This window comes from Pseudarthrobacter sp. MDT1-22, from assembly GCF_054511035.1.
Map to the genome: position 1 here is coordinate 155,588 of NZ_JBTNDK010000004.1, position 12,419 is coordinate 168,006.

Genomic DNA, 12,419 nt, shown 5'->3' on the forward strand with positions numbered 1-12,419 from the left:
CATGACCGCACTGGCACCCGCTGAACCTGCCCAGCTTGAAGAGACCTCCGGGCCGGAGGCTGCGGACTCCCCACTGGAGGGCTTCCGCATCGGAGTCACCTCGCACCGTCGCTCCCGGGACCTCATCGAGGCCCTGGAACGCCGCGGCGCGGAAGTACTGCACGCGCCGGCCCTCAAGATCGCCCCGGTGCAGGAGGACATCCGCCTCATCGAGGACACCAAGGCCATCATCGACGCACGCCCGGACCTGTGCATCGCCACCACGGCGTACGGCATGCGCCGCTGGTGCGAAGCTGCTGATTCCTTTGGGATCGGTGAGCAGCTGCTGGAAACCCTCGGGGCCTGCCGGATGTTCGTCCGGGGCCCCAAAGCCCGCGGCGCCGTCCGCGCGGCCGGACTCGCCGACGTCGGAATCAGCAGCGACGAAACCACCGCAACGCTGGTGGATTTGCTGCTCGCCGAAGGCGTGCGCGGCAAGACCGTGGCCGTGCAGCTGCACGGCTACACGGACGTCCGGCAGCTGGAACGCCTGCGGATGTCCGGCGCCACAGTCCTGACGGTCACCCCCTACCGCTGGGTAAAGCCCGACGGCGAAGACCGGCTTCCGCGCCTCATCGAGGCTGTGTGCAGCGGCAACCTGGACGTGCTCACCTTCACCAGCGCCCCCGCCGTCGACGCCATGTGGAGTACAGCCCACGAAATGGGCGTCTACAAGCAACTCATCGAAAGCCTCAAGATCAACGTCACCACGGCAGTGGTGGGGCCCGTCACGGCCCAGCCCCTGCTCGACGCCGGTATCTCGCCGCTCGTTCCGGAACGGTTCCGGATGGGCGCCCTCATCCGGCTGGTGTGCGAGCACCTCGCCCTGAACCACGTCCGGCGGCTGGACACCGCGTCCGGCAACCTTGAGCTGCGCGGCCGCAGCCTGCGGGTCGACGGAGCGCAGGTTGAGCTGGCCCCTGCGCCGCTGCTGCTGCTGCGTGCCCTCCTGGGGGCCGGTGGGGCCGTGCTTTCCCGGGAATCGCTGTCGGAGCTGCTCGAGCTGAAGGGCTCGGTCCACGCCCTGGACATGACTGTCAGCCGCCTGCGGTCATCACTGCCGGACGGCCGCCTGGTGGAGACGGTGGTCAAGAGGGGTTACCGGATCCGCGTCTAGGGACGCGCTCCGGCCGCCTTTGTGTCAGTCCGGAGCGCAGGGAGAGGTACGTCACGGGTTTTGTTACCGGCCGGTAAACGCTGGCGAACAAAGGGTGTTCTCCCAGCAACAGCGGGGAAACACGCCTGAAAAGCCCGCCGCCTACGCTGGGATTCATCACGAAGTCCCGGCCGCTCCAGCGGCCGCCAGCGAAAGGGCCAGCACATGTCCGCTCCGGCACCGTCCACCTCAGTTTCCCCGGCTCCGCGCATCGTCATCGCCGGGGCAGGGCCCGCCGCACAGGCGCTGGTCCGCCAGCTGGACGGTGCACGCTTCCGCGGCACCGTCACCGTCCTCAGCAACCGGGACGACGCTCCCGCCGAACTCCTGGAGCTCGCAGAGCTGCCACAGGTATCCGTCCGCTTCGGCCAGCCAGCGAGCTTCATCGACGCGGAGAACCGCTCCGTCACCACCGCCGACGGCATGGAACTGGGCTACGACGAACTGGTCATCGCCACCGGATCAGCGCCCGTCGCGTCCCCCGTGGCGGGCGCCGGCCGCTGCCTGAGCTACTCCACGATCGACGACGCCGCCCGGATCGGCGACGCCGTCAAGGAAGTGACGCGGGAACTGGGCCGGCGGCCACTGGGAATCCTTGTGGGAACCGGCGCGGCAGCGGGCCAGGCCGAAGCAGTGCTGCGGTCCCGCGGCGTCAGGCCCATCCGCACAACGGTCCGGCCGGCCGCCGTGGTGCACTCCATCCACGGCTCAGGCCTGACCGCCTCCGGGGTTGTCTTCGAGGACGGCAGCAGCATGAACGGCGACCTGGTTGTCCTGGCCGAAGAGCGGGTTGCCCGCGACGGACTCGCCGCCAGCGCCGGACTCGCCACTGCCCCCAACGGCGGAATCGCCATCAGCAAGGACTTCAGGACATCGGTCTCCGGCATCTGGGCGATTGGTGACGCCGCAGCGTTCGACGGCGTCCGGCTGGGACTGCTGGTCGCCGCGGCTTCTGCCGCCGGAGCCTGCGCCGCGCAGCTGATGACGGCTACATCAGCGGCGGAAAGCCTGGCAGCCCGCGTTGTGGAAGGCGTGACCACGGGTGTGGCGGAGCGCGTGCCTGCGGCCGCGTAAGCGTCCGCCCGCCGCGACACCCGCTGTGACAAGATGGTCACCTGAACAGCCACGCAGCGTGTGGCTCCGGCGGCCCACAAGGCCACATGGAAAGGACCATCATGAGCAACGCAGCCACTCCTGCCGACCAGACTGGAGCCGGTACGGTCTCAGCGTCGGGCAACATCGCTTCCTATATCGACCACACGCTCCTCAAGCCCGAGGCCAGCGAAGCGAAGATCCTCAAAGTGTGTGCCGAGGCTGCCGAGTACCACTTCAAGTCGGTCTGTGTGAATCCCGTCTGGGTCAAGACGGTCAAAACCGCGCTCAAGGGGTCCGGTGTACTGACGTGCTCGGTGATCGGTTTTCCCATGGGTGCCACGCCCAGCGACGTGAAGGCTTTTGAAGCCCGCGGCGCAGTGCTGGACGGTGCGGACGAAATCGACATGGTCATCAACATCGCGGCCGCCCGCGCCGGTGACAAGGGTGCGCTGGTGGACGATATCTCCGCCGTCGCGGACGCGGTTCACGCGGGCGGGGCCATCCTGAAGGTCATCATCGAAACCGCATTGCTCAGCGATGACCAGAAGGTTCTTGCCTGCCAGGCGTCCGTTGAAGCCGGGGCGGACTTCGTCAAGACGTCCACGGGGTTCAACGGCGGGGGTGCCACGGCCGAGGACATCGCCCTGATGCGCCGCACCGTCGGCCCCGATCTCGGCGTCAAGGCGTCCGGCGGCGTACGTTCCCTGGCCGATGCGCAGGCTATGATTGCTGCAGGTGCAACACGTATTGGTGCCAGTTCCGGCATCGCCATCGTCAAGGGTGAACAGGGTTCATCCGGCTACTGACGCCGGCCCGGAGCCGCCACAGTTTGAGCCCCGCGGGGCCGAGGAGGAACGAATGTCCAGCAAGACCACAGAGTCCGGCAACGCCACGGTACAGACCCCCCAGAACGAGAACAGCCTTCTGGGCAGCGTCCTTCTGTTTGTACCCATTATGGCGCTGTTCCTGGGCTCCATCTACTCCCTGTCCTTCCTCACGCTCGGCAACCCGTGGCCGATGGCCGCCTGCCTGGGCATGTTTTTCCTGGCGTTCTGGATCCCGCAGACCATCACCGGTCGCTCCGATTCAGCCGGCGGCAAGTAAGCACCCTCTGTTACTCAAAAGGCTGGGGCCCCGGATCATTTCCGGGGCCCCAGCCTTTTAAGTCACATACGCCTGGATACTGGCCGCTCGAGGACCGGCCGCGTCAGCCCGCGCCAAGCAGCCGGCTGACCGCGGTATTTCCGATCGCCATGGCGGCTGGGAAATGTGTTTTCGCCAACGACCAGGCCGCGACGCACATGCCCACCATCGCGTAGGCGCTGACCGGGATCAGCACCAGCCACTCGCGCCGGGAACCTGCGCTGCCCAGCAGCGGCAGGGAAAAGGCGCCGTTGGCTTTCCAGACGTCGTTGAGCACCGGCAGCTTCCGGAGGAACTTTGGTGGCTTGATGACGATCGGCCAGAGCAGCGGCACGCCCCCGGTGGTGATCATGTCCCCCACTATGTGGACCACTACCCCGCTCAGCATCGACACAGGCAGCCAGGTCCACTGCTCCGGCGCGAACCAGGTCACCAGTCCGGCCATGGCCAGGGCAAAGATCCAGTTGCTGATAAATCCCGACTTGGGAAACAGCTTCAGCGCCTTGGCCGCAATGTTGATCATGAACATGCACAGCAGGCCGGCACCCACGGACAGCAGGCCCCAGTCCGTCTGCAGCTGGAACTGCCCGGCCATCATGGCCAGCAGCACGAAGAACGCCGCACCGAGCACCGAGTGGGTGCCTTGCCGGTGTCCGCCGCTGGCGTTCTCAATACCCACGGCGATCAGGTTGGACAGCGGCGGCAGCGAGTTGGCCACGGTGCTGTGGCGGTGGTCCCAGTCGCACACGAGCGCTGTCCCCGCCGTCGCCATCCCGCCGATGAGGATTCCCGTGGCGTCCAGCGGATACCAGCCCAGCGTGTACGGACCCGTTGAGGCAATAGCTACCCACGCCGCGGCTCCCGACGCGGCGTGATGTCCTCCCATCAAGCTCTAACTCACCACCAGTGGCGCGTCGGAGAAGATGTTGCGGATAACCCCGTTGGCCCACTCCAGGATCTCGGCGTCCTGCAGGTCGCGGCCGCCGATCCTTGCCGTCTTGGGCTTCGGTATCAGCACAGCGTCCAAGGCCGGCTTGGACTGGGAACCCGGGTACATCCGGGTCAGCCGCATCAGTTTCGACTCCGGCAGCTGCGCCGGCGAGAACTTGATGAAGTTTCCCTGCAGCGCGACGTCGGACAGGCCGGCTTCGCGGGCCCCCACCCGGAAGCGGGCCACGGCGATGAGGTTCTGGACCGGCAGCGGCGGCTCGCCGTAGCGGTCCACAAGCTCGGCCAGGACCTCTTCGATGGCCTCGTACGTCACCGCGGAGGCCAGCTTCCGGTAGGCCTCCAGGCGGAGCCGCTCCCCCGGCACATAATCGTGCGGGAGGTGGGCGTTGACCGGCAGCTCGATCTTCATTTCGGCGGCCTTTTCCTCGGCATCCCCGCGGAAGTCGGCCACCGCCTCACCCACGAGGCGGATGTAAAGGTCGAAGCCAACACCCTGGATGTGGCCGGACTGCTCACCGCCCAGCAGGTTGCCCGCCCCGCGGATTTCGAGGTCCTTCATGGCCAGCTGCATGCCGGCGCCAAGCTCGTTGTGGGTGGCCACGGCTTTGAGCCGTTCCAGGGCCACCTCGCCCAGGGGCTTCTCGGACGGGTACAGGAAGTAGGCATAGGCGCGTTCACGGCCGCGGCCCACCCGCCCGCGGAGCTGGTGCAGCTGGGAGAGGCCGTACTTGTCCGCCCCGTCCACGATCAGGGTGTTGGCGTTGGAGATGTCCAGGCCGGTCTCGATGATGGTGGTGCATACCAGGACATCGAAACGCTTTTCCCAGAAGTCCACAATGATCTGCTCCAGCCGGCTCTCGGACATCTGCCCGTGCGCCACCTCAACACGTGCTTCCGGAACCAGTTCACGGATCTTCGCGGCCGTCCGGTCGATGGTGGACACGCGGTTGTGCACAAAGAACATCTGGCCTTCGCGCATCAGCTCACGCCGGATGGCCGCCGAGGTCTGCTTGTCCGTGTACGGTCCCACATATGTCAGCACGGGATGGCGTTCCTCCGGCGGGGTGGCCAGCGTGGAGGTTTCCCGGATGCCGGTCAACGACATCTCCAGGGTCCGCGGAATCGGGGTGGCGCTCATGGCCAGCACGTCCACGTTGGTCCGCATCTTCTTCAGCGCTTCCTTGTGCTCCACACCGAAGCGCTGCTCCTCGTCCACGATCACCAGGCCCAGGTCCTTGAACGCGAAGTCCTTCGACAGCAGCCGGTGGGTGCCGATGACGACGTCAACGGAGCCGCTCTTGACGCCCTCAACGGTCTCTTTGGCTTCCTTGGTCCCTTGGAACCGCGACAGGGCTTTGACCCGCAGGGGGAACCCGGAGAAGCGCTCGGTGAACGTTTCGAAGTGCTGCTGGGCGAGCAGGGTGGTGGGCACCAGGATCGCCACCTGCTTCCCGTCCTGGACCGCCTTGAACGCGGCCCGGACGGCGATCTCGGTTTTGCCGTAGCCCACGTCGCCGGACACCAGGCGGTCCATGGGGATCTCGCGCTCCATGTCCGCCTTGACCTCATTGATGGTGGTCAGCTGGTCCGGCGTCTCCACGTACGGGAAGGCCTCCTCCAGCTCACGCTGCCACGGGGTGTCCGGTCCGAACGCGTGGCCCTTTGAGGCCATCCGCGCGGAGTACAGCCGGATGAGCTCGCCGGCGATCTCCTTGACGGCCTTGCGTGCATTGGACTTGGTGCTGGCCCAGTCGGAGCCGCCCATCTTGCTGAGCACAGGGGTATCGCCGCCAACGTAGCGGGTCACCTGGTCCAGCTGGTCGGTCGGGACAAACAGGCGGTCCCCGGGGGCGCCGCGCTTGGACGGGGCGTATTCCAGGACCAGGTACTCGCGGACGCCGTCTCCGCCGCCGGCCACCTTGCGCTGGATAAGTTCGATGAAGCGGCCAATGCCGTGCTGTTCGTGCACCACGGAATCGCCGTTGACCAGCTGCAACGGGTCCACGGCGTTCCGCCGCTTGGACGGCATGCGCCGCATGTCCTTGGTGGAGCCTGCGGACGTCCGTCCCAACAGGTCCGCTTCGGTGAGCAGCCCCAGCTTGAGGCTGTCCAGGACAAAACCGCGTCCGACGGCGGCAGTGGTCACCTCGATGATGCCCGCCTGCGGCTCCTTCTCAAGCGTGTCCACCCGGGCACAGGGGATGTCGGCGTCGTGGAAAAGTTCCGCCAGGCGCTGCGCCGGGCCGGGACCCTCCGTGGCCACTACGATCCGCCACTGGTCCCGGACGTGGGAGCCGATGAAGTCCATCATCTCGGCCACATCACCCTGGTACCCGCGCGGTTCCCGGGCGCGGAGGTTCAGGACGTCAATCTCGGGCAGCAGCTCCTCGTCAGTGGCCAGCGACGTGATGGACCACCAGGACACCTCGTGCTCCAGCGAGAAGCTCCGCGTTTCGGCCAGGGAACGGAAGCTGGCTGAGTGCAACGCTGCTGACGCCTGCGAACTGAGGTCCAGCGGAGCCGTGCCGCCATCCGAGGCCGTGGACCAGGCTGCTTCCAGGAACTCCTCGTTGGTGGCCGCAAGATCATGTGCGCGCCGGCGGACCTTTTCCGGTTCAATAATCACCGAGATGGACCCGGCGGGCAGCTGCTCCACGAACGGGACCATGGCGTCCACCAGCACCGGGGCCAGGGATTCCATCCCTTCCACCGCGATGCCGCCGGCGATCTTCTCCAGCATGTCCGCGGCCGCGGGAAGCTGCGCCTTCAGGGTGGCTGCGCGCGACATCACCGACGGCGTGATGAGGATTTCGCGGCAGGGCGGGGCGTGGAGCTCGGCGGGGTGGTGCACCCCGGGCGCCGACAGCGAGCGCTGGTCGGCCACCGCGAACCAGCGCATCTGGTCCACCTCGTCGCCGAAGAACTCCACACGGATGGGATGGTCCTCGGTGGGCGGGAAGACATCGATGATGCCGCCGCGGACGGCAAACTCGCCACGGCGGGTGACCATGTCCACGCGTGCGTAGGCGGCATCGGCAAGGCTCCGCACCACGCTGGAGAACGGCATGTCCTGTCCCACCTTCAGGGTGACCGGAACCAGGTCACCCAGCCCGGCGACGATCGGCTGGACCACCGCGCGCACCGGTGCCACCACCACACGCAGCCGGCCCGCCGTCGAACTTTCCGGGTGCGCCAGGCGGCGCAGGACGGACAGCCGGCGGCCCACCGTGTCCGAGCGGGGCGAGAGCCGTTCGTGCGGCAGGGTTTCCCAACTGGGGAACTCGGCCACTGAATCGGCCGGCAGGTAAGCGCGCAGGGCCGCTGTCAGATCCTCTGCTTCGCGTCCTGTCGCGGTGACCGCCAGCACCACAGGAGGGAGCCCGCCGTCGGGAGTTCCTTCGTCGGAGCCGGCGTCCAGGCCATCTGCCATTTCCGCCAGCAGGACGGCGCGGAGTCCGGCCGGCGCGCTGATCTGGTAGTCCTGGCCCCGGACGTCAAAACCCCTGGCCGCCTCCGCCTGGACCCGCGCGAACGTCTGGTCTTCTGCCAGGACACGGCGCAGTCCGGTCAGCGAGGGACCACCGTTGGACGGGCCAGGATGGGACGGGCCAGTGGGGCTCATGGCGGAAACTCCTGTGGGTTCATGCCTGTGGGTTCATGGGATCGCAGGCAACACGAAAGCCCGAAATTCACTTCGAATCCCGGGTCATCCCAGCCTACCCCTGCCCCGGGGCCCGCCGGGCACCCCGTTGCTAAGCTTGCTGAGGAAGCGCGCCTGTTGCGCGCCTCCGCCCGCCTGGCCTGAGGAGCTTTCAGTGAGCGATAGCAATAGTCCGAGCGACACTCCACCCACGGTGGCAGCGGGGACGGCGCGAACCGTCCTGGTGACCGGCGCCACCGGCTACATCGGAGGCCGCCTGGTCCCCCGGCTGCTGGAGGCCGGGCACACCGTCAAGGTCCTGGTCAGGACACCGGCAAAGATCGCCGGCGTGCCGTGGCTGGGCAAGGTTGAGGTCATCGAGAGCAGTCTCGACGACGGCGGAGCCCTGGAGCAGGCGCTGGCCGGCGTCGACGTGCTCTACTACCTCGTCCACTCCATGGCCTCCGGCGCCGGCTTCGAGTCCAAGGAAAAGGCCATGGCGGAAACGGCGGCCAGAGCCGCTGCCGCCGCCGGCGTAGGCCGGATCGTCTACCTGGGCGGCCTGCACCCGGCCAACGTGGAACTGTCCACTCACATGCGGTCCCGGGAAGCCGTGGGAAAGGTGTTCCTGGACAGCACCGTGGACGCGGTGGTCTTCCAGGCCGGGGTGGTGATCGGTTCCGGGTCCGCGTCCTTCGAAATGATCCGCCACCTGTCCGAAGCGCTTCCGCTGATGCCGGCCCCGAGCTGGGTGCGCAACAAGATCGAGGCAATCGCCGTCCGGGACGTGCTGCACTACCTTGTGGGCGCCGCATCCTTGGACGGGCCCGTCAACCGCACCTTCGACATCGGCTGCCGGCAGGTCCTGAGCTACGCGGGCATGATGAAGGAATACGCCGCCGAGGCCGGGCTGCCGTACCGGGTGGTGCTGGCTCTGCCCATTCCCGCCCCGAGGCTCGCCGGCGTGTGGGTGGCCCTGACCACGCCCATCCCGCTGTCCATGTCGCTCCCGCTCGTCGAGTCGCTGCAGCACGATGCCGTGTCCCGCGAACACGACATCGACGCCCATATCCCGGTGCCGGCGGGCGGCCTGACCCCGTACCGGCGGGCCGTTGCCCTCGCCCTGGGCAAGGAGCGTGACGGCCAGGTGGAAACCACATGGTCAAATGCCGGGGCCGACGCCGATCCGCTGCCCAGCGATCCGGACTGGGCAGGCCACACGGTCTACGTGGATGAACGGACCTTCCACGGCGAAGTTGATCCCGCCGACGTGTGGACCATCATCGAAGGAATCGGCGGCCGGAACGGCTGGTATTCCCTGCCGCTGGCATGGTGGGTACGTGGCTGGCTGGACAAGCTCACCGGCGGCGCGGGCCTGCTGCGGGGACGAAGGCACCCAGGCACCCTGGCCTCGGGCGAAGTGGTGGACTGGTGGCGCGTGGAACGGATTGAGCGCGGAAAACTGTTGCGCCTCCGCGCGGAGATGCGCGCCCCCGGACGTGCTTGGCTTGAACTGTCCGTAGAACCTGACGGGACGGGCAGCCGCTACCGGCAGCGGGCCATTTTCTTCCCCAAGGGCCTCAGCGGAAAGCTCTACTGGCTTGCCGTGCTGCCGTTCCATAGCCTCATTTTTCCGGCGATGGCACGGAACATCACCACGGCGGCGCAGAAAATCGCCGGCGCCGACAGTGCGGAGGCCGGTTCCAACAACACGCAAGGCTCCCCGTAGGATGTGGGGAGCAAAAAGCGTTCTGACCTACACATCACTGGAGGACCCATGGCACTGAGTGCAACCACTACCCTTCCGCACGCCGTCGACAGCGTCGCTGCCGTCTTTATCAACGAGGACTTCCAGCGGCACACGAGCCAATTCGTTGGCGGCACACTTGAATCCTTCGAGGTGGCCGGAGACGTTGACGGAGTATTCAGCACCACCTCGGTCCGCACGCTGCCCACCACCCGGCTGCCGGAGATCGCCCGTAAGTTCGTGGGCGAAAAGCTCACGGTGACGCAGGTGGAGAACTGGGACGCCCCGGCGGCCGACGGTTCCCGCCAGAGCAACATCACGCTGAAGATCGCCGGCGCCCCTCTTGATGTGACCGCGGTCCAGCGGCTCGTCGCGGAGGGCGGCAGCACGCGCATTGAACTCGAAGGCAACGTGACCTCCTCCGTCCCGTTCCTGGGCGGCAAGATCGCCGAGGCAGCTGAGCCCATGGTGGCCAAGGCCCTGAACATCCAGTCACAGCAGGCCCAGGCCTGGCTCGAAAGCCACTAGGCCATGCAGCTCCCCCTGTTTGCGGGCTTGGTCCTGATTATCGCCGGCCTCTGGTCCCTGGTGGTCTGGCCGCAGTTCCTGCGCCGCGTGATGAAGGATCCCAGGGCGCGGGACGCCGCCGGCAAGGCCACAAAGTTCCTCACCGTCCACGTGGTGCTGGTCAGCATCTCCATGGTGCTGGGAGCCGCCACTGCCGTGATCGGGGTTATGGGGCTGCTCGGGTAGGCTGGACACAGGTGCGCCGGGAAGTCTGGTCGGCAACAGTTTTGCCGACCCCTTAATTCCAGGAGCCACCCATGGCCAAGCGCCCTTCCCGCCCCGCCTTCGCTGCCAAAGTCCTCAGCCGCTCAAGCTACCCCGAATTCCTGCGGATCTCAGAGATCCTCAGGCTGGAAACAGCCGGCGGTGCCCTCCTTTTGCTGGCCACAGCCGCGGCCCTCGTCTGGGCCAACTCGCCTGCGGCTGAGGGCTACTTCGCGCTGCGTGACCTGAAAATCGGCTATGAGCCCTGGCACCTCCGGCTCTCCCTGGGGCTTTGGGCGTCGGACGGTCTCCTGGCCATCTTCTTCTTCCTGGCCGGCCTGGAACTCAAGCGGGAGTTTGTCTCCGGTGAACTCCGCAAAGTGTCCAAGGCGGTGGTTCCGGTGGCCGCGGCCGTGGGCGGCGTGGCAGTTCCGGCCCTGATCTACACGCTGGTGAACCTGGGCCAGGACGCCGAGAGCCTGCGGGGATGGGCCATTCCCACAGCCACCGACATCGCCTTTGCCCTGGCCGTGCTGGCCGTCATAAACACCCACCTGCCTGCGGCCCTCCGGACCTTCCTGCTCACCTTGGCCGTAGTGGATGACCTGCTGGCCATCGGCATCATCGCCTTCTTCTACTCGTCCGGACTGCAGCCGCTCTTCCTGTTGGCGGCACTGGTTCCGCTGGGGCTGTTTACCCTGCTGGTCCAGAGGAGGGTCCGCAGCTGGTACCTGTTGCTGCCGCTGGCCGCCGCCACCTGGGGACTCGTGCACGCTTCCGGTATCCACGCCACGGTGGCCGGTGTGCTGCTCGCTTTTGCCGTGCCGGTGCTGGCGTCGCAGAAACGCGGTGAGGCGGGTTCCGGTATGGCTGAGTCCCTGGAACACCGGCTCCGCCCGCTTTCGGCAGGTTTCGCCGTCCCGGTCTTCGCCTTCTTTTCCGCCGGAGTTGCCGTGGGCGGCCTCGACGGCTTCCGATCGGCCCTGGCGGATCCCGTGGCGGTGGGAATTGTGGCTGCCTTGGTGGCCGGCAAAACGATTGGCGTGTTCGGTACTACCTACCTGATCACTAAGACCACCAGGGCAAAGCTCGACGACGGTCTGGCCTGGATCGATGTTGCCGGCCTTGCGATGTTGGCCGGAGTGGGCTTCACGGTGTCGCTGCTGATCGCCGAGCTGAGCTTCGGTGCGGGCTCGGCCTACGATGACCACGCGAAGGTGGCCATCCTCACCGGATCACTGGTTGCTGCCCTGCTCGCCACCGTGGTGCTCCGGCTGCGGAACCGGCATTACCGCGCAGTGGAACTTGCGGAACGGCATGATGCTGACGGCGACGGCATCCCGGACGTTTTCGAGCACCGGGGCTGACAGCGGCGCGGCCGGGCCTCGGCCCGGCTTCGGCCCGTGCGTGCCTAGGCTGCCTGGTTCAGGGCGTCCTCGGCGGCCACCCAGGAAATCATGGCGCATTTAACGCGCGCGGCGTAGCGGGCCACACCCTCGAAAGCCGCGGCGTCGCCCAGGATCTCGGGATCGGCGTGGATCTTCCCGCGCGAGCGGAGTACTTCGCGGAAGTTGCCAATGACGGCGTGGAGCTCGTCCACGGTCATTCCCTCCGCGAGTTCGCTGAGGACCGACGCCGATGCCATCGAGATGGAACACCCTTCGCCGTCCCAGGAAATCTGCGCCACCTTGCCGTCTTCCACGGCCACCCGCAGCGTGACTTCGTCGCCGCAGACCGGGTTGAGCTGGTGGGACTGGCCCGTGGACGCCCCCGCCGGCGCGGCGATGCCGGCCAGTCCGCTGCCGTGACGGGCTTTGGAATGGTCAAGGATGATCTGCTGATACAGCTGGTCAAGGCTCATGGTGGTGTACCTTCGG

Annotated in this window: 11 protein-coding genes; 8 read left to right on the forward strand and 3 right to left on the reverse strand. The window is 67.0% G+C overall.

The genetic code is table 11. The features are described 5' to 3' along the window. Position 1: 1 nt before the first annotated feature. The 4 genes from ACX80M_RS05370 to ACX80M_RS05385 all read left to right on the forward strand — a co-directional run bounded on the left by ACX80M_RS05370 (position 2) and on the right by ACX80M_RS05385 (position 3,394). A complete protein-coding gene (locus ACX80M_RS05370) occupies positions 2-1,156 on the forward strand; it encodes a uroporphyrinogen-III synthase (protein ID WP_459309187.1) in 1,155 nt (384 codons plus the stop codon). A 204-nt stretch (positions 1,157-1,360) separates the two neighbouring features. Next, a complete protein-coding gene (locus ACX80M_RS05375; protein WP_252601085.1) occupies positions 1,361-2,269 on the forward strand; it encodes an FAD-dependent oxidoreductase in 909 nt (302 codons plus the stop codon). A gap of 101 nt (positions 2,270-2,370) precedes the next feature. Beyond that, the gene (gene deoC / locus ACX80M_RS05380) at positions 2,371-3,096 is read left to right on the forward strand and encodes a deoxyribose-phosphate aldolase (RefSeq protein ID WP_252601082.1); all 726 of its coding nucleotides are present in this window, start codon (positions 2,371-2,373) and stop codon (positions 3,094-3,096) included. 52 nt (positions 3,097-3,148) lie between these two features. Then, positions 3,149-3,394 carry a SoxR reducing system RseC family protein gene (locus ACX80M_RS05385; protein WP_252601080.1) on the forward strand — a complete coding sequence of 82 codons (246 nt, stop codon included), beginning with the start codon at positions 3,149-3,151 and terminating at the stop codon, positions 3,392-3,394. 103 nt (positions 3,395-3,497) lie between these two features. Here the strand turns inward: ACX80M_RS05385 and ACX80M_RS05390 are convergent, their stop codons facing one another. Next, positions 3,498-4,319 (reverse strand): metal-dependent hydrolase, encoded by an 822-nt coding sequence (locus ACX80M_RS05390; protein WP_252601077.1) that lies wholly within the window; start codon positions 4,317-4,319, stop codon positions 3,498-3,500. 6 nt (positions 4,320-4,325) lie between these two features. Further along, complete coding sequence (mfd, locus tag ACX80M_RS05395) at positions 4,326-8,006, reverse strand: transcription-repair coupling factor (RefSeq protein WP_459309190.1); 3,681 nt, start codon at positions 8,004-8,006, stop codon at positions 4,326-4,328. A gap of 193 nt (positions 8,007-8,199) precedes the next feature. Between mfd and ACX80M_RS05400 the strand changes: the two genes are divergently transcribed. The 4 genes from ACX80M_RS05400 (at position 8,200) to nhaA (ending at position 11,909) form a co-directional block, all read left to right on the forward strand. Then, positions 8,200-9,753: an SDR family oxidoreductase gene (locus ACX80M_RS05400; protein WP_252613703.1), complete on the forward strand. Its 1,554-nt coding sequence runs from the start codon at positions 8,200-8,202 to the stop codon at positions 9,751-9,753. Between the two features lie 48 nt (positions 9,754-9,801). Continuing rightward, positions 9,802-10,299 carry a DUF2505 domain-containing protein gene (locus ACX80M_RS05405; protein WP_056348089.1) on the forward strand — a complete coding sequence of 166 codons (498 nt, stop codon included), beginning with the start codon at positions 9,802-9,804 and terminating at the stop codon, positions 10,297-10,299. A 3-nt stretch (positions 10,300-10,302) separates the two neighbouring features. Continuing rightward, on the forward strand, positions 10,303-10,524 hold the full coding sequence (locus tag ACX80M_RS05410; RefSeq protein WP_459309193.1) for an SCO4848 family membrane protein: 222 nt from the start codon (positions 10,303-10,305) through the stop codon (positions 10,522-10,524). Between the two features lie 71 nt (positions 10,525-10,595). Continuing rightward, on the forward strand, positions 10,596-11,909 hold the full coding sequence (gene nhaA, locus ACX80M_RS05415; RefSeq protein WP_252607831.1) for a Na+/H+ antiporter NhaA: 1,314 nt from the start codon (positions 10,596-10,598) through the stop codon (positions 11,907-11,909). Between the two features lie 44 nt (positions 11,910-11,953). On the opposite strand, the gene sufU is transcribed toward nhaA, so the two are convergent. Beyond that, positions 11,954-12,403 (reverse strand): Fe-S cluster assembly sulfur transfer protein SufU, encoded by a 450-nt coding sequence (gene sufU / locus ACX80M_RS05420; RefSeq protein WP_252566303.1) that lies wholly within the window; start codon positions 12,401-12,403, stop codon positions 11,954-11,956. Positions 12,404-12,419 lie beyond the last annotated feature (16 nt).